The 22,335-nt window shown below is 65.3% G+C and carries 19 protein-coding genes and 1 pseudogene; 11 read left to right on the top strand and 9 right to left on the bottom strand.

Annotated features, from left to right (window positions below; genetic code table 11):
- Positions 1-8: 8 nt before the first annotated feature.
- Entirely contained in the window at positions 9-1,610 is a 1,602-nt protein-coding gene (locus ACFE99_RS04225) for an AMP-binding protein (RefSeq protein ID WP_375482712.1), read from the bottom strand.
- Positions 1,611-1,618: 8 nt separating this feature from the next.
- A complete protein-coding gene (locus ACFE99_RS04230; protein ID WP_375482748.1) occupies positions 1,619-2,707 on the bottom strand; it encodes an aromatic ring-hydroxylating dioxygenase subunit alpha in 1,089 nt (362 codons plus the stop codon).
- Positions 2,708-2,896: 189 nt separating this feature from the next.
- Here ACFE99_RS04230 and ACFE99_RS04235 point away from each other — a divergent pair, with 189 nt between their 5' ends.
- A complete protein-coding gene (locus ACFE99_RS04235) occupies positions 2,897-4,135 on the top strand; it encodes a cytochrome P450 (RefSeq protein WP_375482714.1) in 1,239 nt (412 codons plus the stop codon).
- Between the two features lie 3 nt (positions 4,136-4,138).
- Here ACFE99_RS04235 and ACFE99_RS04240 read toward each other — a convergent pair whose 3' ends face one another.
- The 3 genes from ACFE99_RS04240 to ACFE99_RS04250 form a co-directional block, all read right to left on the bottom strand.
- Positions 4,139-4,330 (bottom strand): ferredoxin, encoded by a 192-nt coding sequence (locus ACFE99_RS04240; protein WP_375482716.1) that lies wholly within the window; start codon positions 4,328-4,330, stop codon positions 4,139-4,141.
- 140 nt (positions 4,331-4,470) lie between these two features.
- Positions 4,471-4,935 carry a phage tail protein gene (locus tag ACFE99_RS04245; protein ID WP_375482718.1) on the bottom strand — a complete coding sequence of 155 codons (465 nt, stop codon included), beginning with the start codon at positions 4,933-4,935 and terminating at the stop codon, positions 4,471-4,473.
- A gap of 171 nt (positions 4,936-5,106) precedes the next feature.
- Entirely contained in the window at positions 5,107-7,545 is a 2,439-nt protein-coding gene (locus ACFE99_RS04250; RefSeq protein WP_375482720.1) for a CoA transferase, read from the bottom strand.
- Positions 7,546-7,674: 129 nt separating this feature from the next.
- On the opposite strand from ACFE99_RS04250, the gene ACFE99_RS04255 reads away from it, so the two are divergent.
- Together ACFE99_RS04255 and ACFE99_RS04260 are read left to right on the top strand one after the other, a co-directional pair.
- Complete coding sequence (locus tag ACFE99_RS04255) at positions 7,675-8,496, top strand: FadR/GntR family transcriptional regulator (RefSeq protein ID WP_375482722.1); 822 nt, start codon at positions 7,675-7,677, stop codon at positions 8,494-8,496.
- 35 nt (positions 8,497-8,531) lie between these two features.
- The gene (locus ACFE99_RS04260) at positions 8,532-9,251 is read left to right on the top strand and encodes an SDR family oxidoreductase (RefSeq protein ID WP_375482724.1); all 720 of its coding nucleotides are present in this window, start codon (positions 8,532-8,534) and stop codon (positions 9,249-9,251) included.
- A 10-nt stretch (positions 9,252-9,261) separates the two neighbouring features.
- Here ACFE99_RS04260 and ACFE99_RS04265 read toward each other — a convergent pair.
- Positions 9,262-9,683: pseudogene (locus ACFE99_RS04265) on the bottom strand (VOC family protein).
- A 5-nt stretch (positions 9,684-9,688) separates the two neighbouring features.
- Complete coding sequence (locus ACFE99_RS04270) at positions 9,689-10,138, bottom strand: helix-turn-helix transcriptional regulator (RefSeq protein ID WP_375482726.1); 450 nt, start codon at positions 10,136-10,138, stop codon at positions 9,689-9,691.
- A 99-nt stretch (positions 10,139-10,237) separates the two neighbouring features.
- On the opposite strand from ACFE99_RS04270, the gene ACFE99_RS04275 reads away from it, so the two are divergent.
- The 8 genes from ACFE99_RS04275 to ACFE99_RS04310 all read left to right on the top strand — a co-directional run bounded on the left by ACFE99_RS04275 (position 10,238) and on the right by ACFE99_RS04310 (position 19,343).
- Positions 10,238-11,299, top strand: coding sequence for an acyl-CoA dehydrogenase family protein (locus tag ACFE99_RS04275; RefSeq protein ID WP_375482728.1), 1,062 nt, complete (start codon positions 10,238-10,240; stop codon positions 11,297-11,299).
- A 20-nt stretch (positions 11,300-11,319) separates the two neighbouring features.
- Positions 11,320-12,405 (top strand): acyl-CoA dehydrogenase family protein, encoded by a 1,086-nt coding sequence (locus ACFE99_RS04280; protein ID WP_375482750.1) that lies wholly within the window; start codon positions 11,320-11,322, stop codon positions 12,403-12,405.
- On the top strand, positions 12,402-13,559 hold the full coding sequence (locus ACFE99_RS04285) for an acyl-CoA dehydrogenase family protein (protein ID WP_375482730.1): 1,158 nt from the start codon (positions 12,402-12,404) through the stop codon (positions 13,557-13,559). Before ACFE99_RS04280 ends, ACFE99_RS04285 begins: the two co-directional genes overlap by 4 nt.
- The gene (locus ACFE99_RS04290) at positions 13,556-14,494 is read left to right on the top strand and encodes an acyl-CoA dehydrogenase family protein (protein ID WP_375482732.1); all 939 of its coding nucleotides are present in this window, start codon (positions 13,556-13,558) and stop codon (positions 14,492-14,494) included. Before ACFE99_RS04285 ends, ACFE99_RS04290 begins: the two co-directional genes overlap by 4 nt.
- Positions 14,491-15,993, top strand: coding sequence for a class I adenylate-forming enzyme family protein (locus ACFE99_RS04295; RefSeq protein ID WP_375482734.1), 1,503 nt, complete (start codon positions 14,491-14,493; stop codon positions 15,991-15,993). Before ACFE99_RS04290 ends, ACFE99_RS04295 begins: the two co-directional genes overlap by 4 nt.
- A gap of 107 nt (positions 15,994-16,100) precedes the next feature.
- Entirely contained in the window at positions 16,101-17,114 is a 1,014-nt protein-coding gene (locus ACFE99_RS04300; protein ID WP_375482736.1) for a hotdog fold thioesterase, read from the top strand.
- A gap of 92 nt (positions 17,115-17,206) precedes the next feature.
- Positions 17,207-18,409 carry an amidohydrolase family protein gene (locus ACFE99_RS04305; protein ID WP_375482738.1) on the top strand — a complete coding sequence of 401 codons (1,203 nt, stop codon included), beginning with the start codon at positions 17,207-17,209 and terminating at the stop codon, positions 18,407-18,409.
- Between the two features lie 85 nt (positions 18,410-18,494).
- Positions 18,495-19,343 carry an enoyl-CoA hydratase-related protein gene (locus ACFE99_RS04310; RefSeq protein WP_375482740.1) on the top strand — a complete coding sequence of 283 codons (849 nt, stop codon included), beginning with the start codon at positions 18,495-18,497 and terminating at the stop codon, positions 19,341-19,343.
- A gap of 63 nt (positions 19,344-19,406) precedes the next feature.
- Here ACFE99_RS04310 and ACFE99_RS04315 read toward each other — a convergent pair whose 3' ends face one another.
- Both ACFE99_RS04315 and ACFE99_RS04320 read right to left on the bottom strand, forming a co-directional pair.
- Positions 19,407-21,101: an FAD-binding protein gene (locus ACFE99_RS04315; RefSeq protein WP_375482742.1), complete on the bottom strand. Its 1,695-nt coding sequence runs from the start codon at positions 21,099-21,101 to the stop codon at positions 19,407-19,409.
- Positions 21,098-22,335, bottom strand: a 1,238-nt coding sequence (locus tag ACFE99_RS04320; protein ID WP_375482744.1) for an SRPBCC family protein, incomplete at its 5' end; no start/stop codon positions are given. The genes ACFE99_RS04315 and ACFE99_RS04320, both read right to left, overlap by 4 nt.

A 22,335-nucleotide genomic window follows, 5' to 3' on the forward strand; every position in this document is an offset into this window, starting at 1 on the left:
TCTTTAGGTCAACGACTGAGGATGTATCCGTGGGTTTCTCGGTCCCACGCGTTCGAGCCGACACCTCGGGCGCGAAGAATATCCTTACGCACCCGACCGATCACGGTTTTTGGTAGATCGTTCACGATCTCGACATATCGCGGCACACAGAAGTACGGCATACGGTCAGCACAGAAGTCCAAAAGCTCCGCATGCTCCAGCGTGGCGTTGGGATGTAACGTGACGATCAACAGGATGTCGTCCTCGCCGAGTTCGCCTGGTACCCCGACCACCGCGGCCTCGAGCACAGCCGGATGTCGCATAACGATGCTCTCTACTTCGACCGAGGAGACGTTTTCGCCCCGTCGGCGCAGCGAATCTTTGAGCCGGTCAAGGTAAGTCAAGTTACCTTCGCCGTCGAGCACACCGAGATCACCGGTGCGAAACCACTGCGGGTGCCGGTCGATGCGCAGGCCCGGCTTCTCGCCTGGAGGCGCTACATAGCCTTCGCTCATCACATGAGGATACATTGCGCGGCAGGCGATTTCGCCTGACTTTCCTGCCGGCAGCGGGTTGCCGTCGCCGTCGAGGATGCGGACGTCGAAATTCGGATTCGACCGGCCCGATGTTCCCGGCACACCCTCGTCGGCGACGCCTTTGACGGCGACGGGAAAGGCCTCGGTCAGACCGTACATAGTGACGATCCGGCAGCCGTAGCGCGTTTCGATGTCGCGGTAGATGGCGGCGTCGATGGGTGCCGCTGAGATGAACCGCAGCGGCAACTGGGCGTCACGCGGGTCGGCGGGCTGGTTCCACAGCATGGAAACCATCGCGCCGGCACCAGCGAATCCTGCCGCCCCGCAAGCGCGCACATCGTCCCACACTTCGCTGGGATGAAAAGCGGCCGCCAGCACGGTTGTCCCACCGACCAGCATGGGCGCCAGCACCGACGGCGCCGCGCTGAGATGAAACAGCGGCATCGCGGTCCACACGACCTCACCAGCGCTGAAGTCCCAGGCCGCCGCCACGGTTGCTGCTGCGGAGAACAGGTAATGCCACGTGGTGGCAACCGCTTTGGACGCTCCCGTAGTACCTGAGGTGAAGAACAGCGACCCCACCTCCCCGACATCGGCCGGGCTGTCGACGACCGACCGAGCGGCTCCGCGGCTTAGCCGCTCGTCGAGTGAATCTCCTTGCACCACAACGTCGCTCACTGTGCTCAACCCGGCGGCAACCTCGTGGACGCGTGGCAGTCGGTCCGGATCGGTGATGACCACCTTCGCCTGCGACAACCGAAGCGCGTGCAGCAGGAAGTCACCCTTGTTCGCGGCATTCACGGCGGCGGTCACCGCGCCGATGCGGGCCGCCCCCAACCAGAAGTAAACCCATTCCGGGCAGGTCGCGGTGAACAACGCGACACCGTCGCCCCGGCCGACCCCCAGGTCGGTCAAGGCGCTGGCCGCGGCGCAGGACCGCTGCCGCATCTGCTCGAAACTCACCGGGCTCCCGGCGATCGACATCATCACCCGGTCGGGGTACTGCTGGGCGCGACGGTCGAGTACCGCCGGAACGCTGAACCGGTCTACTCCGAAATCAGCCGGACCGATGGGCTGTCCCCGGTCCCCCTGCATCAGGCGGCTCAAGCTTGTGCGGCTGCCGGGTCAGGCTCGCCGTCGGGGGTGTATCCGAAGTCGTTGGGCGAAGGTTGTTCCCCCGGGTAGAAGCGGTGAGCCCAGCGGCGCAGGGCCGCGTAGTCGTGGGCTTCTTCCGGCGCCAGGTTTGGCTTTTCCAGGTATTTCATGTTCTCCCAGGTGAAGAAGTCCTGTTTGACGACCTCTTGCTGCAGCGCCAAAAACCGCGCGGCCCGGCCGGTGGGCACCTCGCCGGTATCACCTGGTTCGCGAACAGACGCCTGCGTGTAGAAGTAGTCGGTGTAGTCCTCGTCGACCGGCGTCTGTCCGGTGACCTGGATGGTGGCCACCAGCTCGCTGGGGAACCGGACGATTCCCAGCCCCAGCGAGTAGTTGTCGTAGATGATCTTGGCCTCGACAGGACCGGTCGGCGTCAACCAGGTTCGTTCGCGGCCGCCACCGAAATTGGCGTTGACCGTGGCGTGCAGGTGGTAGCCGGAGACCTCGAACGAGGCGGTGGTGGCGGGGTTGGCAGCCTTGTGCACGTACTGAACGTGATACGGGTCGGCGGCGTTCTCGATGATCATCTGCGCGTGCACCTTGACCCGGTTCAGCATCCGGCTGTGCGGATGCAGCGGGTAGTACTCGCCGGTCTCCAGTTCGGGCAGCACGGGCGGTTGCCAGTACGGCGGCCTGCCGTGGCGCTCGTGCCAGACCAGGATGAAGCCGTACCACTCGGTACTCGGGTAGGTGCGGATCCGAACGTTCTGCTTGCAGCCGATCTTGCTGTACGGAATCAGCGCATTGGTACCGTCCCCACGCCAGCGCCAGCCGTGCCATGGGCAGACGATGTTTTCGCCCTCGACGGTGCCGCCGACACCCATGTTGGCGCCGAGGTGCTGACAATAGGCGTCCAGTACGTGCACTTCGCCGGATTCGGTGCGGAACAGCACCAGCTCTTCCCCGAAGTAGTGCACCCGCTTGACGCCGCCGGCGGCCAGATCGGATGCGAAGCCGACGATGAACCAGCCGGTGGGGAACCGGTACGGCGACAGCCCGATGCCACTCGGACCGAATTCGCGTTCCGAGGGATCCATGGCGGAATCCGAGATCGCTTGCGTCACTATCTCTCCGTTTCCCACGCGGCCGAGCGGCAGTGCCGCACCTCGCTCGCCGCGGTTGGAAGACTCGCTCTATTTTTACTATCTTAAGCATTGAACGTCAACGAGGGGCGGGACGGTGGCCATGTTCAGGCACCGCAACTCGCCGGTGAATCGAGGTTGCCCATGACCGCCGCGGCAGTGGACCTATCCGATTTTGAGTTGTGGCGCAATGGTTTTCCAGATGAACTGTTCATCGAGCTGCGGCGTGCCAGGCCGCTTTTCCGCCACGACCGTACTTCTGGCGTCGCGAAGACAGGCGTCCAACGTGATTTCTGGATTACCACCAAGCACCGCCACGCCGTGCGTCTTCATCGCGACGCCGACTCGTTCACCGCAGTGGACGGCCCCTTGATCCAGCCCATCGACACGTTCTTGTCGTACCCGACGATCATCGACATGGATCCGCCGGAGCTGAACAGGCGCCGCAAACTCATTTCAAGTGCGTTTACCCCGCGGGCGATCGCCAAGCTGGAAGACGGGATCCGGGCGCGCGCCGCGCGGATGATCGACCACCTCGTCAGTCAAGGTGGCGGAGACTGGATCAGTGATGTCGCCGACCAGCTGCCCATGACGGTCATCGGCGACATCATCGGTATCCCGGAGGAAGACCGGCGGCGGATCTTCACCGCCTTCGACCGCATCCTGACCGCGCGCTCACCCCAAGGCCGGCTGGGCGAACAAGAGGAGGCCGAGCTTTACGCCACCGTTTTCGGGTACGCAACCGAGCTCACTGCCGAGAAGCGACGCGAGCCCGCCGACGACATCTGGAGCACGCTGGCCACCGCCGAGGTCACCGGCGACGACGGCGAGAGGTTCCGGCTGCCCGCGAACGAACTCGAGATTTTTTTCTTCGTGCTGGCCTTCGCCGGCAGTGACACCACTAAGAACGCACTTGCCTCCGGGTTGCAGGCTTTCGTCGCGAATCCGGAACAGATCGAGCGTTACCGCGACGAGGAGGCGCTGCGCCCCACCGCAGTTGAAGAGGTGCTGCGCTGGGCGACCCCGGTGGCGTACTGGACCCGCACCGCCAAGGTCGACGTCGAGATGGACGGCCAACACATCCCCATGGGCGACCGGGTGGTGTCGATGCTGCGCTCGGCCAATCGTGACGAGGAGGTCTTCGACGACCCGTTCCGGTTCGACATCGGCCGTCAACCCAACCCGCACGTCGCATTCGGCGGCGGCGGACCGCACCACTGTCTGGGCGCCATGCTGGCCCGTGCCGAGCTGCGTGCCGTATTCGACGAGCTGCTGTTGCGCTGCGACAATATCTCCGTCGGATCACCGAAGGTGGCCCACCCGAACCTACTCACCAACATGCAGATCTACGACGAGATGGCGATCTCGCTGACGGCTCGCTGATACTCAGTCGACGATCCGCAACGCCGCTTTCGGGCACTGGTCGACCGCGGCGCGCACGTCGATCTCGCGGTCCTGCGGCACTGGCCCATCGGCGATCTGCACCACCTCGGCATCGCCTAGTTCGAAGATGTCCGGGGCCAGTGATTCACAGAACCCGTTGGCTTCACACAGCGATTCGTCGACAATCACCCGCATCGGATGCTCCTCACACTGGCGAGTCGTTCACTATGCATAGCTAAGCACTTCCTATGTCGATGTCGATACTGGTCCCGTTGCCATTACGAAGACTTGCAGCGAAGGCCCTGCCGGCAACGTGGGAACAGCGAGGTTCACGGTCAGTAGTCGTTTTCGAAAGCGAAGTAGGAACCGCGAATGGTTCCTGCGAGCTTTGTTTTCTGCGTCGCGAACTTGAACCGCGCTGCGAGCTCCGCAGGGACTTCCATCCCTTCGGAGAGCTTGAATCCGACCGCCCGCTTCTTCGGGTCGTCGACGGTGTACATCACGTTGATGGACAGACCGTTCTCGTAGAAGACGTAGGCGATTCGGATGTTCTTGACTTGGAAGGCCGTAGCCTCGAGCGGCCGAGAGGAGATGGCGATGTCGCGTTCTTCCTTGAGAATCCGGTGCACCCAGTCGATCGTCGCCTTGGCGCTGCTCGCAGCCTGCACCGTGAAGACGTGGCCGTACTTGTTCTTGAAGTAGCGGGCCTCGTGGGCCCGAAGACCAGCGAGGGCGGCCGCGACCGGCGAGGACTCCAGGCCGACTGTCGAGACGGTGTTGAAATCCACGGCGTAGGGCATGACCCACTCTCCTGTCATCTTGCTTGGATGTTGTCGGTCTACCAGCCATGACCCCAAAGCGAGCCGTGATGTGACATGGATCGGTTGAGCTGGGACCAGAAATTTTGTTCCCCCTGGTTGGAAGCACCCTGCGCCGAGCGCTTGCCATGCGGCAACACCCTCGCAGTTGCGCTACGCCCCTTTGGGTCTTGTCCCGATCACTTCGGTTGCCGTCAACCGCTCCAGCTCTGCCTGGGTCAGCCCGCACTGGTCACGCAGCACCTCGTCATTGTGCTGGCCCAGCATGGGTGGAGTGCGCCGCAACCACCGCGACTGGCCGACCAGCGGGGCGAACGGCGGACGCGGATACCAGCCGGTGCCGGTGCGCGGGTGATTGAGCGACTCGAAAAACCCGCGGTCGCGCAGTTGCGCGTTTTCCGTCACCAACGACGGCGAGACCACAGGCGCGGCGGGAATGCCCGCCTCGGCCAAGCGTTCTACCGCGGCGGCCAGATCCTGATCGGCGAACCACTCCTGCAGCCGGCGATCGATGTCGTCGGCGCGCTCACGCCGGCCAGCGACGGTGGCAAGCCCGGCATCGTCGCTCCACGACGGCCGACCCATCAACTCGGCCAGCGCGCGCCAGTGCTCATCGGTGGCGATAGTGACGGCGATCCACTCGTCGTCCCCGGCGCAGCGATAGAGGTTCTGAACCGCCCAACCGTGACCGCGGTTGCCTTCCCGGCCCAATGTCACTCCGAAGACTTCCGATTCGATTGCCTGAACGGCGGTGACATTCAGCACCGCTTCGATCATCGGCAACTCAACGAGCTGACCCTGTCCTGTTCGCTCCGCGAAATCCAAAGCCGCCAGCACCGCGAACGCGGCGTGTACCCCGGCCAGTGGATCGCAGGCTCCGCGCGGAGCGACGGGCGGCCCGTCAGGCAGGCCGGTCACCCAAGCCAGGCCGGCGATCTGCTCCATGGTCGGGGCAAATCCGACGCGGTCGCGCCACGGACCTTCCAAACCGAACGCGGGCATCCGGGCGACTACCAGCTTCGGGTTCACGGCCAGCAGCGCTTCCGCAGTTAACCCGAAGTGGTCCATCACGCGCGGCGAGAAGTTCTCGATCACTGCGTCGGCGCCGGCCACCAAAGTTTCGAACAGCCGCCGACCGTCCTCGGACGTCAAATCGAGTGTCACCGAGCGCTTGTTGGTGTTCATGGCGTGGAAAACCCAGCCGTATTCCCACCAGTCGTCGACGTCGGTGCGCATGCCGCCCGAATAGCGAATGCCGTCGGGACGCTGGATGGACTCCACCTTGATGACATCGGCACCGAACGCAGCAAGAAGGTGCGTCGCCGCGGGCCCGGCCCAGAACGCCGTCAGGTCGACGATGCGAACACCCTCGAGCGGCAACGGCCGGCCCGCTAGATTGTCAGTGAATTGCCTTGGCTGCCAAGGTGATTGGTTGTTGTCTTCGCCGACGGCGGGGGCACGACGCAGCGGGGCGGGCCGGCAGCGCGACATCAGCCACGGCGGCCGCGGCTGGTGGAAACCGGCAGGGTTGCGCACGAATACACCGCGATCGCGCATATACGCCATATCGCGGATGGTGGAGCCGTTGCCCAACGGCGCAATCGGCAGCCGAAACAGTTGCCCGAGTTCGACGATCTCCTCGACGGTGCGTTCGGCCAACCACGGGCCGATGAGTTCACGGATCAGATCGCGGTACTCCCACCGGCCGATCTGAAAACGCAGCTGCGGAATCTCGGTCAGCTGTGGACAGTCGACCATTGCAGCGAAGTCGAGCCACTGCTGGCCGGTCACCATGGTGATGCCGACGTAGCCGTCCTTGGCAGGCTCGATCGAGGGCACTTCGACGGTTCGGGTGACCGGCGGCACCTGCAGCAGCTGCGAGTGCAACCATTCGCTGCTTTGCATCAGCGTGATCGCTTCGAGCATGGACAGGTCCAAATGCTCACCGGGACCGCCGCGCTTGACGCGGCGGCGAATCGCCAGGACACCGAACGCGGCGAACACGCCGCCCACGTATTCCCCAAGGTCGCCGCCGATCGCGATCGGCGGGCCGGCGGGGTCGCCGCGGAAACCGGTCGAGCCCGCCCATGCCTGCAGCGTGAACTCGCTGGCCGCGCGTTCGGCGTACGGACCGGTCCAGCCGAAGTCAGAAATGGTGACGACGACAGCGTGCGGTGAGTCCGCCAGCAACCGCTGCGGATCGATGCCGAGCTCCGCTGCTTGTGACCGGGTGGCGGTGACCACCACAACGTCGGCCGCCGCGAGTTCGGCACGAAATCGCGTGTCAGAAGCCGGGATCGTCAGGCTGCGCTTGCCGGCGTTGAGGTAACTGAACAGTGGCGAGTCGGCACGATCCGGAACAGGTGAGCGGCTGGCGGTGAACCGGCGCAGCGGATCGCCTTGCGGCGGTTCGATTTTGCGCACTGCCGCGCCGGCGTCCACCAGGAGCTTCCCGCAGTAACTGCCGGCGATCCGGTCACTGATCTCGACGACACGCACGTCGTCAAGCGGTGTCGGTCGGCCGTCCAGCGCGTCGCTCACCCTGCATCCGTCCGGGTCGTTTCTGTGTGATCGTCGTAACTTTGCCAGCATAAGGCCCGCGACTGCGCAGGTCGGCGAGCAGTCAGCATGGCTATTATGCGATCACTGCTAAGATACGAATTTATCGCGCGGTCGCCGGTGACCGCACCGTCTTTATCCGTGTATCGCTGCGAGGATCAGATGACCACGCTGGGAGTCGGCCCGGAGGCGCGCCGTCGGTTGTCCGCGCCGCGGATCGCCGAGATCGTCGCAGACGAGTTGCGGCGTCAGATCATCGACGGCGAACTGGCCGACGGTGATCTGTTGCCTCGGCAAGAAGTGCTCGTCGAGCAATTCAATGTCAGCCTCGTGTCCCTTCGGGAAGCACTGCGGATTTTGGAGACCGAGGGTCTGGTCTCGGTTCGGCGTGGCAACCGGGGCGGCGCCGTCGTGCATGCGCCGGCCAAGACCAGCGCTGCCTACATGCTCGGGCTGCTGTTGCAAAGCGAGTACGTCAAGGTGTCCGATCTCGGTGCGGCGCTGCTGGAGCTCGAACCTGCTTGCGCGGCGCTGGCCGCCCAGCGGCCCGACCGGGCCGACACGCTGGTGCCCGACCTCAAGCAGATCAACGACGCGATGGCCACCCACCTCGATGACGGTCGCCAATTCACCGAAATCGGCCGGCAATTCCACGATGCCCTCGTCCGCGGGTGCGGAAACCAGACCATCATCGCGGTGGTCGGCACGCTGGAGACGCTATGGACCAGCCACGAGCAGCAGTGGGCCAACGAGAGTGCGGCTCACGGCACCTACCCCTCGCTGAGCAAGCGTCGTGCCGCGCTCAATACACACGTCAAGCTCACCGAGATGATCGAGGCGGGTGACGTCGACCGCGCGCGCCGGGTTGCGGCCCGGCACCTTGCCGACACGCAGACCCACGTGTTGGCCGGCCGGCCCGATCAACGGATTTATGCGCTGTCGCCGCAGGCCCTGTCGCGGCCGCGGGACACCCGCCGTCTGTAGAGCGAAGACTCATTAACCGGTGCAACGAGGGAACCGTGAGAACTGCATTGGTCACCGGTGGCAGCGGTGGAATTGGTAAGGCATGCGGAAAAAAGCTGTGCGAACTCGGCTATGACGTTGTGCTGTGCGCACGGCGCGAAGACCCGTTGCGGGCCGCGGCCGAGGAGATCGGCGCCCGCTACATCGTGGCCGATGCGTCGGATCCGACCGGATTCGCTAGCGCGACAAGCGCGTTGGAGACCATCGATCTAGTCGTTCACGCGGCGGGAATGCTGGGCGGAACCTACGCGCGCAAGCAGACATTCGAGCAGTGGCAGGCGATCATGTCCGCCAACCTCGACTCGTGCTTCGTGGTGACGTCCGCGGTCTTACCCCGGATGCAGGCGGGCTCACGGCTGGTATTCATCTCCTCTTCGGCGGCACATGAACCGATGATGGCCCGAACCGCCTACTCGGCGTCGAAGGCCGGGATGAACGCATTCGCCCGAGCCCTGGCGCTGGAGGTGGACCGTGACGGTATCGCCGTCCACATCGTGACGCCGGGACCGGTGGAAACCGAGATGCTGCAAGACGTTCCGTTCGAGATGCATGCGATCCAGGTCGCCGACGTCGCCGAGGCGGTCGCGTGGCTCGACACCGTGGACCCGTCGGTGGATCTGCCGGAGCTTCGGATGCAGGCGGTGCGGCGCGGCCCCTTCGCTCGGCCGCCGATCGTGCCGACCGAGGCTCGCCGACGGGCAGCGCAGCGACGATGACGCTTACCGCTTAGTCCACCTGCTGGATGCGGACCATGTTGCCGGCGGGATCCCGCAGTGCGCAGTCGCGTACTCCGTACGGCTGATCGATCGGCTCCTGGACGACCTCGGCTCGTCGATCTTCTAAGCCGGCCGGCAACCGCTCGAAGGTGCCATCGAGATCTTTGGCTGCCAGCACGATCAAGCCGTAGGTGCCCTTGGCCATCATCTCGGCGATGAGCCGGCGTTCCTCATCGGTTAGGCCTGGTGTGGCGGCCGGCGGGTACAGGCGATGGACGTGCCAGGCTGATTGGGCGGGCCGATGGTGATCCAGCGCATTTTGCCGTTGCCGACGTCGAGGCGCACCTCGAAGCCGACAATGTCACGGTAAAACGCCAGCGAAGCCTCGGGGTCGTCGTGCGGGAGCATGCTCGAATGAATGGTGATGTCCATGACGGTCACGCTAGATGTAGCTCGAGGGCGGGCGCTTCTCGATTCCTGATCGGTTTGGTCACCTGTTTCTCCACACACGACGGCATCCCCGCCGTCGCGTGAGCCGTCCGTTCCCGGTACACGCTCGGCGGTATTCCGACCAGCTCGGTGAACCGCGTGCTGAATGTGCCCAGCGAGGAGCAGCCGACGGCGAAACAGACCTCAGTGACGCTGAGATCGCCCCGACGCAACAGCGCCATCGCGCGCTCGATGCGCCGAGTCATCAGATAGGAGTACGGCGATTCGCCGTAGGCGAGTCGGAACTCGCGAGACAGGTGACCGGCCGACATATTCACGCCACGCGCGAGCGCTTCGACGTCCAGCGGCTGCGCGTACTCCCGGTCGATCCGGTCGCGCACGCGGCGCAGCCGTGCAAGGTCGCGCAGACGCTCCTGCTCGCCGGCTTTTCGAGTCACACGCGGATCGTACGCGGCACGGTGGGGGCCCTCGGCGCGATATCAGACAGATTGACGCCCGTATCGCTAGTTTACTATTTTTATGATGTTAGGGGTCTTATGGATGTTGGGCTGAATTCCGAGCAACTCGCGCTGCGCGACAGCGTGCGTGACGTTCTGCATACGGAGTGCCCACCCGATGTCGCCCGGCAAGCCATGACCGATCGGGAACGCTGGCGCGCGCTGTGGAAGACCGTCGTCGACCTGGGTTGGACCGACCTGGCCACGCCAGACGGGGAATTCGGCATCGTTGACCGCGTCGTGGTGCTGGAGGAATGCGGCGCCGCGATTGCTCCCATTCCGTTGCTGAGCAGCGTCGGTCTCGCGGCGGGCGTCTTGCGGTCGAGCGGTCACGGCGAACCATTGAGTGAAATCGCCGGTGGCGCCGTGGCCACGCTCGCCGTGCATCCGCCGGGGCAACGGCTGCCTGGTGTGCCGATGACACTGCAGGGCGGGCGGCTGCGCGGACGTGCTGTTGCGGTCCCGGATGTTTCCCGGGCCGAGTTGATTGTCACCTTGGCCGACGCCGACGATGGGGTGGTGGTCGCGGTCGTGCGCGGCAGCGACGGCATCAGGGCTCAGCCGGCCGATTGCACCGATCCCGCCCAACCGCTGGCCGATGTCGAGATCGAGACCGTGCCGCTGATGACCGCCCCGGTGGACGTCGAATCTGCCTTGGCGCCAGCGATGCTCGCGGCGGCTGCCGACCTCGTCGGCGTGGCCAGCGCTGTCCTGGCCCGCTCCGTCGAGCATGCGAAGTCGCGGCAGCAGTTCGGCAAGCCGATCGGCGCCTTTCAAGGTGTCAAGCACGCATTGGCCGAGAACTACGTCAGTGTGGAGCGCGCCCGCAGCCTGACCTATGCGGCGGCCGCTCGCCTCGACGATCCAGGGACCACACCGGCCAATGGCTGGACCGCCGCGGCGCTGGCCAAGGCGGCCGCAGGCGACGCGGCACTCGGGTGTGCGCGCACCGCGGTTCAGGTGCACGGCGCCACCGCCCAAACCTGGGAGCACGACATCCACCTCTACCTACGGCATGCCTGGCAGCGCGCGGCGGCGCTGGGCGACAGTCGTGCGCTTTACCACGCGGTGGGGAGCCAATTCGCCCGGGGCACAGAGTGACAACGACTGAAACGTCGGAAGTGGTCGCCGAGTTCGCTGCCTGGCTGACCGAGTTCTTGCCGCGCGATTATAAGGAGCGGTATAGCCAATACCGTTGGGATCTCACACTGCGGCGCGACTATCAGCGCGCAGCCTTCGATGCCGGCTGGCTGCAGCCGACGTGGCCGCGCGAGCACGGAGGGCGGTCGCTCGACTTGCGGGCGGCGATGGAGATCCGGCTCGAGGCGGCCCTGCGCTCGGCACCCAAACTGCCCAACATCGCCGGCCCCAATGTCGCCGCGCCCGCGATTCGCCAGTTCGGCACACCCGAGCAGATCGACCGCCTGCTGGTGCCGCTGCTACGCGGCGACGAGTGGTGGGCATTGGGAATGTCGGAGCCTGAAGCCGGCTCGGACTTCGCCGGCTTACGCACCCGCGCCGCGCGTGACGGTGACGTGTTCCGGGTCAACGGCCGCAAGATCTGGACGACGCAGGCACATCTCTCGCAGTGGTGCACGCTCTATGCCCGCACCGATCCGGCCGCACCGAAACACCGTGGTATCTCGTGTCTGATCCTCGACCTTGAATCAGCTGGGGTAAGCATCAACCCGATCCGGATGGCGTCGGTCTCCGACGAGACCTTCTGCGAGATGTTCCTCGACGACGTCGAGGTGCCGGTGACCAACCTCTTGGGGCCGTTGGACGGAGGCTGGCAGGTCGCGTTGTCGTCGCTTCACCACGAACGCCAGATGATCTGGATCATGAACTGGGTGGAAATCCAGCGCGGACTCGAATCGATCCGCGGCACCGACAGCGAGGACATCTTCGCCGAGCTGGGTTCGCTGCTCGCCGACGCCGAAGCGTTGCGGGCTACCGGGTACCGGGCGCTGAACAACGAACTCGCCGGCCGGCCGAGCCCGGAAGTGGACATCCTCAAGCTGCTGGGATCTGTGACCTTGCAACGTGTTTGGGAACTCAGCGCCACCGCTGCGGGCCCGCAATCAAGCGCTGATCCGGACCTGCTGTTCGAACGTCAGGATGCGCTGGCCGCGACCATCTACGGCGGCACGTCGGAGATCCAGCGCAATATCATCGGTGAGCGGCTGCTCGGACTGCCGAAGGGATGACGACGATGGACTACGACCTCGGCGCCGACGCCGGCGAACTGCGAAAGCGCGTGCGGCATTTGATCGCTACCCATATCCCCGAAGGCTTCCTGGGCGCCTGCACCGACGATCCGCAAGACCTCGCCACCACCGAGTCCTTCTGCAAACTCCTGGCTTCCGAAGGCCTTCTCGCACTGGCCTGGCCGAAAGAGCACGGCGGCGGAGGAGGTTCGATCTGGCAGCAGACCGTGCTGCGCGAAGAGATGTGGGCCCACCACGAACCGCGTGGCGCGCAGTACATGGGCATCAACTGGGTCGGACCGGCGGTGATGCGCTACGGCACAGCCGAGCAGAAGGCCCGCCACCTATCGGCGATTGCCGCCGGCGAAGTGATTTGGTGCCAAGGGTTTTCCGAACCGGAAGCCGGAACCGACCTGGCGTCGTTGCGCACCCGCGCTGTGCCCGACGGGGACGGGTGGCGCATCACGGGTCAGAAAGTGTGGACGTCGTATGCGCAGATGGCCTCGTGGTGTGTGCTGGCCGCGTGCACCGACCCCGACGCGCCGAAATCGCAGCGGCTCACACTGTTTCTCATTCCCATGGACCGCCGCGGGATCACCGTGCGACCGATCCGGTCGATGCTGGGCCCACATCACCTCAACGAGGTGTTCCTCGACGGAGTGCAGGCCTATCCCGACGACGTCCTCGGTGAGGTGGGCGATGGCTGGCGGGTCATGCGCGAAGCGCTGGCCTTCGAGCGCGTCGGCATCGCCCGCTACGCGCGGTGTGAGTCGCTGCTGGACCGGATGCGCACCGAGCTTGGCGACGAATGGGACGCCTTACCCGAAACGATACGCAGCCGCTGGGTGCGGGCCTTGGTCGACCTGCGGGTCGCCCGACTGCTGGCCTACCGAGCGGTGTCCCTGCAGGACGACCCCTCAGCGGGCGCGGCGGCCAGCGCGGCCCGCATCGCGGCCACCACCTGCGACCAGCAGGTCGCCGAGTTGTTGTTCGATGTGCTAGGTCCGGTTGCGCTGGACAGCGGCTACTCGGCACCGCTGCACGGGGCGGTCGAAGACCACTGGCGCTACGCGCAAGCGGCCACCGTGGCGTCGGGAACCATCGAAGTGCAGAAAATGCTGGTGGCACGCGACATCTTGGGGGCACACCGGTGAATACCGCTCTACCGGAAGACATCTCCGACTTCGCCGCCGCCGCGGCCAAGCGGTTGGCCCGACTCGGCGGACCGCAGGCGGCATTGCGGGCTGAGAGCGACGACGATGTCCGCCACCAGGCTCGGCGCGCGCTGCTCGACCTCGGCGCGTTCGATCTCGATGTCCGCACTTCATCGGATGACCTGCTCGCCGCCGCGGTGCTGTGTCAGGCCGCCGGGGCCACCGCACTGCCCTATCCGATTGTCGAGGAACTGCTTTCGATCGACGCCGCCCGGCTGGCTCTGGTGAATCCCACCGCGCCGCGCATCGACCACGGCGATCTGCCGGGCGAGTGGGTCGCCGCCGACCTCGACGGCACCCGGCACCGTCCGCAGCTCTCGTCGCGGACGGATGCCAAGTTGGGGCCGTTCCTGGTGGCGGCCACATTGAGTGCACCTGATGGGACGGTGCCGCACGCCGACGTCGACGTGCACCTGATGCTGGGCTCGTGGCGGATTCTGGGCGCAGTGCAGCGGTCACTGCAGATCGTCACCGAGCACGTCAACGCCCGGATACAGTTCGGAAAGCCGCTGGCGGACTTCCAGGCCGTCCGGTTCGCGGTCGCGGACGCGGCAGTCCCGGTACGCGGGCTTGAAGAACTCGCCAAGTACACCGTGTGGCGATCGCAATCCGCACCGCCGGAAGTGTTTTCGGCGGACACGCTGGTTCTTCGACTCAAAGCCGTTGACACCGCACGCCAGGTGCTGCGCACGTCGCATCAGTTGCTCGGCGCGTTGGGTTTCTGCGACGAGTCCGACATCAGCGTCATCGACCGACACACCCAGCCACTGATCCGGCTGCCCGCCAGCGCCGAGGAACTCGCCCTACGCCTGATACCGGGCGTGCGCGACGGGCGGCTCGAAACGCTGTTCGGCCAACCGGTGGCCACGGCATGAGTGTCGGGCCCATCGCCGCCGGGGTGGCCCCCGGTCAGGCAGACGGCGGAATTCCGTTCGGGACCCGGCTGCAGCAGCTCGCCGAGCAACTGGGCGACGCGCGGGCTCTGGTCACGGTGGCGCCCGACGGCACTGCACAGGCCATGACTTTCGGCGAGCTCGACGCTCGCGCCAATCAATGGGGCCGCGCACTGGCCGCGGCGGGAGCGGAATCCGGTGCGCTTGTCGCGCTTGCTATTCCGAATTGCGAGCAGCTGGTTTTGGCGGCGCTGGGATGCTGGAAGATCGGCGCTGTTCCCGTCCCGATGCGCTGGGATCTGCCTGACTGGGAGCGATCCCGGGTGCTCAAGGTGATCGACCCCGTCGTCGTCCTCGACGACCAGCACCGCTCGGCGCTGGCGTCGCGGGCGGCACAGGAGTCCGGCAGCCCGCTACCGGATGTGTTGTCCCCCATGGTCAACGGGATCTGCAGCAGCGGCTCGACCGGCGTGCCCAAAGTGATCCTTAACCTGGCGCAGGCGCTGTGGACACCCGAACACAGCGTCCCGTTCATGGCGCACTGGATGCCGGTGCCACAACCCCAAACGATTCTGGTGCCGGGGCCGATGTATCACACCAACGGCTTTGCTCCGCTCAACAACCTGCTGGGCTGTGACCGCCTGGTGGTGCTGGAAAAGTTCGATGCCGCAAGGGTTGTCGATTCGATCGAACGGTACCGGGTCACCAACTTCACTGCCACGCCGACGATGTTGGCGCGGATCGCCGCGCTACCAGACATCCGCCAGCGCGATTTCTCCAGCGTGGCCTGGATTCTGCAGGGTGCCGCCGTGATCCCGCCGGCGCTGCTGCGCACCTGGTTCGAATTGCTGAGCCCCGAACAGGTCCTGATGGCCTACGGGATGACGGAGAATCTGGGGCTCACCGCGTTGCGCGGCGACGAATGGCTGGCCCATCCCGGCAGCGTCGGCCGCGGCTTCCGGGGCACCGAGATTCGGATCCTCGACGAACAGGGCAGCGAGCTTGGCCCCGGCGAACAAGGCGAAATCTACCTGCGCGCGCCGATGAGTGCCGGGTACCGCTATCTGGGCGGGGCGCCGCCCCTGCCGTCGACTCCGGACGGATTTCGTTCCGCCGGCGATATCGGCCACGTGGACGCTGACGGTTATCTCTATATCGCCGACCGTCGCGCCGACATGATCATCACCGGCGGCGCCAACGTCTTTCCGGCAGAGGTGGAGTGTGCACTCGCCGAGCACCCCGACATCGCCGACGTGGTTGTCATCGGACTCGCTGACCCGGAGTGGGGACGCCGCGTCCACGCTGTGGTGCAACGCGCCCCGGGTGCCACACGGCTGACCGATCAGCAGGTGATCGCGTACGCGAAAAGCCGGCTCGCGCCCTACAAGGTCCCCAAAACGGTCGAGTTCGTCGAGCAGATCCCTCGCACAGCGGCAACCAAGATCAACCGCTCGGCGATGATCCGACAGCGTGGCGGATAACTGGCGCTTTCCTAGTTCGGCCATTCACGTGCGCCAAAACGGCGAGCAAGCGGTAACCTCATTCTCAAAGCACCGTCAGACGCGGACCAGAATGAGGAGAAACGCCCATGGCCGCCCCGGACGACGAAGTCGAAACCACCCGCGGCGACCGCTTCATCAAGACAGCGGTCGCGATCCTGGGCGAAACCGGGCGCACCGACTTCACCGTGCAAGAAGTCGTCGCGCGCGCCAAGACATCGCTGCGCGCTTTCTACCAGCACTTCAGCAGCAAGGACGAATTGCTCCTCGCGCTGTTCGACCGAACCATGGCTCAAACGGCGCAGACATGGCGCGCCGAAATCGCCGGAATGGACAGCTGCGCTGCGCTGAAGCTGGTGGTCGACCGCATCAGTGCGCAACCCGAGTCGAGCACCCAGGACAGCCTCAACCGGGCATTGACCTTGTACAACCAGCAGCTGGCCGAGACCCGGCCCCGCGACTACGCCCGAGTGGTCTCCCCGCTGCACAAACTCATCCGCGACATCGTGGACCGCGGCATCACCGAAGGGGTGTTTCGACCCGGGCTGGACGTCGGAGCCGCTGCCGCCATCGTCATGCAGACATTGCTGGGCGCGCTTAGGCTGCACTGGCTCGGCGCCGAATTGAACGGCACCCCGATCGACGCCGGCCAGTTGTACGACTTCTGCATGCGCGCTCTCGGCGCAGGTCAAGGCGATACCGACGTGGCGCCGTCGTCGCTGTCCGAGCTCTTCGCCAAGGTCGGCCTGCGGGACGTCGCCCACCACGACGACGCGGTGGAGATACCGGTCAGCCCCCAGGTGGTGAACACCTCGGGTGCGCTGCAGGGCGGCCTGATCGCGACACTGGCCGACGTCGCCGGCGGACAGCTCGGGCTTCGGTATCTGCCGGCGGGTGCCAGCCTGACCACCGCTGATTTGTTTGTGCGCTACCTGCGACCAGTCCGGGAGGGGTTTGCTCGAGCTGTCCCCCGGGTGCTCCGAGCCGGCCGGCGATCGATCGTCACGCAGGTCGACATCTTACGCAGCGTCGACGACGAACTCGCCGCAACCGCCACCGTGAACTTTGCCGTCGTCGAACGCGACGACAGGGAACCACGCTGAAAATTCGGAGGCCTATTACCTCTCGCCGCATAGCGTGGTAACGTCATTACCAGATCAGCCCCATGAACTAGACCCAACAAAAGGAGGTCGCTATGCCGTCCCGCGAGCTGCCCTTTCCGGTGTTCGACGCCGACAACCACATGTACGAAACCCAGGAGGCGCTGACCAAGTTTCTGCCGGACAACCGCAAGCACGTCATCGACTACGTGCAGGTCCGCGGTCGCACCAAGATCGTGGTGCGCGGCCACATCAGCGAGTACATCCCCAACCCCACCTTCGAGGTGGTGGCCCGGCCGGGCGCCCAGGAGGAATACTTCCGGCACGGCAGCGGCGGCAAGAGCTACCGGGAAATCATGGGTGAGCCGATGAAGGCCATTCCCGCTTTCCGCGAGCCCGGGCCCCGGCTGGAGGTCATGGACGAGCTCGGCGTCGACTACGCGCTGATGTTCCCCACGCTGGCCAGCTTGGTCGAAGAGCGGATGAAGGACGACCCGGAAATGACGCACGACGTCATCCACGCACTGAACCAGTGGATGTACGAGACGTGGTCGTTCAACTACAAGGAACGCATCTTCGCCACCCCGGTGATCACCCTGCCCATCGTCGAGCGCGCGCTGGAAGAACTCGAGTGGTGCCTGGAGCGCGGTGCGCGCACCGTGTTGGTCCGCCCGGCGCCGGTGCCCGGCTACCGCGGCACCCGCTCGTTTGGGTTCGAGGAGTTCGACCCGTTCTGGCAGGCCTGCGTCAAGGCCGGCATCCCGGTGTCGATGCACGCCTCCGACAGCGGCTACACAGAATTCGCGAACGTGTGGGAGCCCGGTGATGAGTTCCTGCCGTTCAAGCCGACCGCCTTCCGGACGCTGGTGATGGGCCACCGCCCGATCGAGGACGCAATGGGCGCGTTGATCTGCCACGGCGCGTTGTCGCGCAATCCGGAGCTGCGGATCCTGTCGATCGAGAATGGTGCCGAGTGGGTACCGCATTTGTTCAAGAGCCTCAAAGGGGTATACAAGAAGATGCCGAATGCGTTCGCCGAGAACCCGATCGAGACGTTCAAGCGGTGCATCTACATCAGCCCGTTCTGGGAGGACAACTTCGTCGAGGTCGTCAAGATGGTCGGCTCCGACCGGGTGGTGTTCGGCTCCGACTGGCCACACCCCGAAGGTCTGGCTGACCCGCTGAGCTTCGTCGACGAGCTCACGGGCCTGGATCAGGAAGACGTCGAAAAGATCATGGGCGGCAACCTGATGAAGCTGATGAAGGTGTCGACACCGGCGAAACAGGTCAGCGCCTAGCACCGGCGAGCAGACGAAAAAGCCCCCATTTCGGGCCGAAATGAGGGGCTTTTGCGTCTGCTCATCACCACCGTAGGGTCACGACATGGAGCAGCGCATCCTCAACGCGGTCATCTATCAACACGATCCGCCGATTGCCCGGATCGTTCTCAACCGGCCTGACAAGGCCAACACCAAGGACTCAACGCTGGTGCGGGAAGTCGACGAGTGTCTGCACGACGCCGACCGCGACGGCGAGATCAAAGTCGTGATCCTCAAGGCCAATGGCAACGGCTTCTGCGGCGGTCATGTGGCTCGCTGGGGCCCCGACGAGAACCCGTATCCGGAGTTCGGCACCACCTTCGAGGAGCTGTACAAGGGCACCGCTGATCTTTTTTTGTGGCCGACGTTGTATCTGTGGGAGTTCCCCAAGCCAACGATCTCGCAGATTCATGGCTACTGTATGGGCGGTGGAATCTATCTGGGCCTGTTGACCGACTTCTGCGTGGCGTCCGAGGACGCGTATTTCCAGATGCCGCTTGCCCAAAGCCTCGGCGAGCCCGGCGGGCACACGATGATCGAGCCGTGGCTGATGATGAACTGGCATCGCGTAATGGACTGGCTTTTGTTGGCGCCCACGCTGTCTGCTCAGGAAGCACTTGACTGGGGTCTTCTCAACAAGGTGGTGCCGCGCGACGAGCTCGAGGACGCCGTCGAGGACATGGCGCGCCGGATCGCCCAGATCCCGTTGACGACGTTGATGGCGGTGAAGAACAACGTGAAGCGAGCCTGGGAGTTGATGGGCATGCGCGTCCACCTCCAGGTCAGCCACATCCTGACCAATATGGTCGGCGCGGCGTCAGATGTTCAAGCGCGGCGAGCCGAGCTGCTGCAGTCAGGTCTGAAGCCCCGCGACTTCATCGATCGCAGCGAACCCAACACCCCGCCAACGTGACGCTGCAGTCACATTCGGGCTCGAGCGTGACGATAGCGTCACGCCCGGAGAGTGCACGCCCGGTCAGCGGCTCATCTCGCCGGCGACCCTGCGCCCGGCGGCGTGGCGGGCGGCGACGTAGCCGAACACCATCGAGGCGGCGATGCTCGCACCCGCGCCGGGATACGTTCGGCCCATCACTGTCGCGGTGGTGTTACCGGTCGCATAAAGACCGTCGATCACCCGGTCGTGCTCGTCGAGAACCTGTGCGTGCTCGTCAGTGATCACACCCCCGCAGGTGCCGACGTCGGCCGGATAGACCTTGGTCGCGTAGTATGGCGCCCGGTCGAGCGGGCCGATCGCCCGGTTCGGCCGATACCCGGGATCGCCCAGGCAGTCGTTGTACGCCGACTGGCCACGGCCGAAGTCGGGATCGAGACCCTTGACCGCGAACCGGTTGAACCGCTCGATGGTATGTGCCAAACCGTCTGCGGGCACGTCAATTTCGCGCGCCAGCTCGGCTATGGTGTTGCCGCGTTTGACGTGGCCGCGTTCGATCAGCTGCGCAGGCAGGCGACGCTTCAGCGGGTTGGCGCCCGCCACATACCGGCGCACGTAACCGTCATCGAAAATCATCCAGCATGGCACCGCCTTGTTGGCGTACATCGCCTTGCCGACTTCGACGTAGGAGTTCGACTCGTTGCAGAACCGCCGGCCGGTCGAGTCGACATAGATGGCGCCCGGCCGCTGCCGCCCCACACCGAGCGACCCGGCCACAGTACCGCCGTCGGCGATGAAAACCGAAGGCAGCCACCAGGCTTCGTCCAACAGGTCGGTTTTCGCGCCGAGACGCATCGCGGTCTGCAGCACCTCGCCGGTGTCGCCGACGTTGGCGATCGACCACTTCGCCTCGTTGGGCTGGTCGCCGCTGTAGCGGCGCCGCATATCGGCATTGTGGCCGAAACCGCCGGCAGCCAACAGAACTCCCCTTCGAGCCGCGATGTTCAGCGGTGAGCCGTCGTGGACCACGCGCGCGCCGACCACCCGACCGGCCTCGACGACGAGATCGTCCATCGCGGCGTTGGTCCACACCGGCGGCTCGCCGTCGCAGAGATCCATCAGCACCTTGAGCATTTGCGCTATCAGCGATGCGCCGTTGGTCAGGATCGTGCGGCGCCGGACCCGCGCCGCCGTAGTGCGCACGAACACCCGCGACGCTACGGCGAACGCACGCGGTGCACGGTTGAAGTACTGCACCGAACGCAACTCGTTCGTCTTGACCACGAACCCGTAGTTGCGGGCCAGCGGCGGCTGAACTTTGTCCCGCCACTGCCTCAGCCCGGCGGCATCGAACGGGACTCCCTCGACCGCGCGGCCGACCTCGTTGCCGCCCTTGTGGTTCGGGTAGTAATCGCTCCAGCCTGCGCACCGCTCGAGGCGGATACCCTTGCGCAGCAGGAAATTCATCATCTCATAGCCCGCGGTAAGGAACATTTCTCGTCGCTCCGGCGACGAGGCTGCGCCGATGTCCCCCACCACGTCAGCAAGGTAGGCAAGCCCGTCCTGATGCGAGTCAGCGATGCCCTCGGCGCGCATCAACGGATTGTTGGGCAGCCACACGATGCCGCCCGAAAGCCCCGTCGACCCACCGACCAGAGCCTGCTTCTCCACGATCAACGGCTGCAGTCCGGAGTCGAGCGCCGCGAGCGCGGCGACCATTCCTCCCCCGCCGCTTCCCGCAATGAGCAAGTCGACGGACTCATCCCAACGGCCGTTCATCGCAGCTCCAGATCGGCGACCGGCACATCGATCGTGGTGTTGGTCTTCTGGATTGCGGGCACCAGCGTGTCGTACGGCAGGCCGGCCAAGAAACCGTCGATGACCCGCTCGAAGTTCGAGATCAGCCCTTCGATCTGATCGGAGAGCCTCATGTATTCGAACCCGCGCGAGCGCAGCCCCTTTTGCTGTCGTGGCAGATTGGAGAAGTCCTGGGCGGGAATCGGTGGCCAACGCGGGTCGTCGGGCGCCCAAGGCTCGGGCGGCGTCGGCTTTCCGGTTACCCGGTCCGGGGGGATCCGGGTGAGCGACCAGATCTCGAACAGCGTCTGCTCGGGGCCGAGCGGACGGATCCGGTACGACGACGCGCTGCTGTAGGTAGGCAACAGGAAATAGTGCGGGAAGCAGAACCCGATCGCGTCGGTAGTGCCGCGCCGGTCGAGTTCGTTCAGGTCGGGCATGTCGCAGCCGCGGGCCCGATGCCACGCGACCACCGCGTCGTTGAGGGTGGTGCGCCAGGTGGCCATCGCCGCGCTCGGGTCGGCCGGTAGCTCGATGTTCTGCAGTCCCTCGGCGATGCGGATGTCGTTTTCGTGTGTCATGCCGCCCATGCCTTCACCGAGGGTCCGCATGAAGTACAGGTTGGTTTGGATCAGGTTCCGTCCCGGCGACGAGCCGTTGCCGGAGGTAGGTAACAGCTGGGGATGGGTCTGCGGGACGTGATAGCCCTCCATGAACGCCGCGGTCGCCACCTTCCAGTTCACCGGCAGCAGACACGATTGCCACCACTCGGTGCGCAGCGATTCCACCTTCCAGGCGTCGTAGATGGAGGCGAACGGTTCCAGGCAGTCGCGCAACGCGGGGGCGCCGTCGTCGAGGTTGATCCACGCGCACCCGCCCCACAGCTCGCATCTGACCGGCACCAGGCGCAGGTCCTCGGGGCAGACGTTGTGCTCGGCGAACACCTCCGAGCGCGGCAGATATGTGTTGTCCCCGTTGAGTCCCCAGCACCAGCCGTGGAACGGGCAGACAAAACTGCGCCGGGCCCCGTTGCCCTCCACGATTTTTACCCCGCGATGGCGGCATGCGTTGTGGTAGGCGCGCACGGTTTCACCGTCGAGGCGCACGACGATGATCGACTCGTCGAGGATCTCGTACTCGACGAAGTCGCCCGCTTTGGGAATCTCCTCGAGCCGACACGCCATCTGCCACACCCGCGGCCAGAACAGCTCGGTCT

It is taken from the genome of uncultured Mycobacterium sp. (genome assembly GCF_964249325.1).
GTDB lineage: Bacteria > Actinomycetota > Actinomycetes > Mycobacteriales > Mycobacteriaceae > Mycobacterium.

Coding starts and splice junctions, on each gene's coding strand:
- ACFE99_RS04225 (WP_375482712.1), bottom strand. CDS start 1,610: ATGCAGGGGGACCGGGGACAGCCCATCGGTCCGGCTGATTTCGGAGTA.
- ACFE99_RS04230 (WP_375482748.1), bottom strand. CDS start 2,707: ATGGATCCCTCGGAACGCGAATTCGGTCCGAGTGGCATCGGGCTGTCG.
- ACFE99_RS04235 (WP_375482714.1), top strand. CDS start 2,897: ATGACCGCCGCGGCAGTGGACCTATCCGATTTTGAGTTGTGGCGCAAT.
- ACFE99_RS04240 (WP_375482716.1), bottom strand. CDS start 4,330: ATGCGGGTGATTGTCGACGAATCGCTGTGTGAAGCCAACGGGTTCTGT.
- ACFE99_RS04245 (WP_375482718.1), bottom strand. CDS start 4,935: ATGCCCTACGCCGTGGATTTCAACACCGTCTCGACAGTCGGCCTGGAG.
- ACFE99_RS04250 (WP_375482720.1), bottom strand. CDS start 7,545: ATGCTGGCAAAGTTACGACGATCACACAGAAACGACCCGGACGGATGC.
- ACFE99_RS04255 (WP_375482722.1), top strand. CDS start 7,675: ATGACCACGCTGGGAGTCGGCCCGGAGGCGCGCCGTCGGTTGTCCGCG.
- ACFE99_RS04275 (WP_375482728.1), top strand. CDS start 10,238: ATGGATGTTGGGCTGAATTCCGAGCAACTCGCGCTGCGCGACAGCGTG.
- ACFE99_RS04285 (WP_375482730.1), top strand. CDS start 12,402: ATGACGACGATGGACTACGACCTCGGCGCCGACGCCGGCGAACTGCGA.
- ACFE99_RS04295 (WP_375482734.1), top strand. CDS start 14,491: ATGAGTGTCGGGCCCATCGCCGCCGGGGTGGCCCCCGGTCAGGCAGAC.
- ACFE99_RS04300 (WP_375482736.1), top strand. CDS start 16,101: ATGGCCGCCCCGGACGACGAAGTCGAAACCACCCGCGGCGACCGCTTC.
- ACFE99_RS04305 (WP_375482738.1), top strand. CDS start 17,207: ATGCCGTCCCGCGAGCTGCCCTTTCCGGTGTTCGACGCCGACAACCAC.
- ACFE99_RS04310 (WP_375482740.1), top strand. CDS start 18,495: ATGGAGCAGCGCATCCTCAACGCGGTCATCTATCAACACGATCCGCCG.
- ACFE99_RS04315 (WP_375482742.1), bottom strand. CDS start 21,101: ATGAACGGCCGTTGGGATGAGTCCGTCGACTTGCTCATTGCGGGAAGC.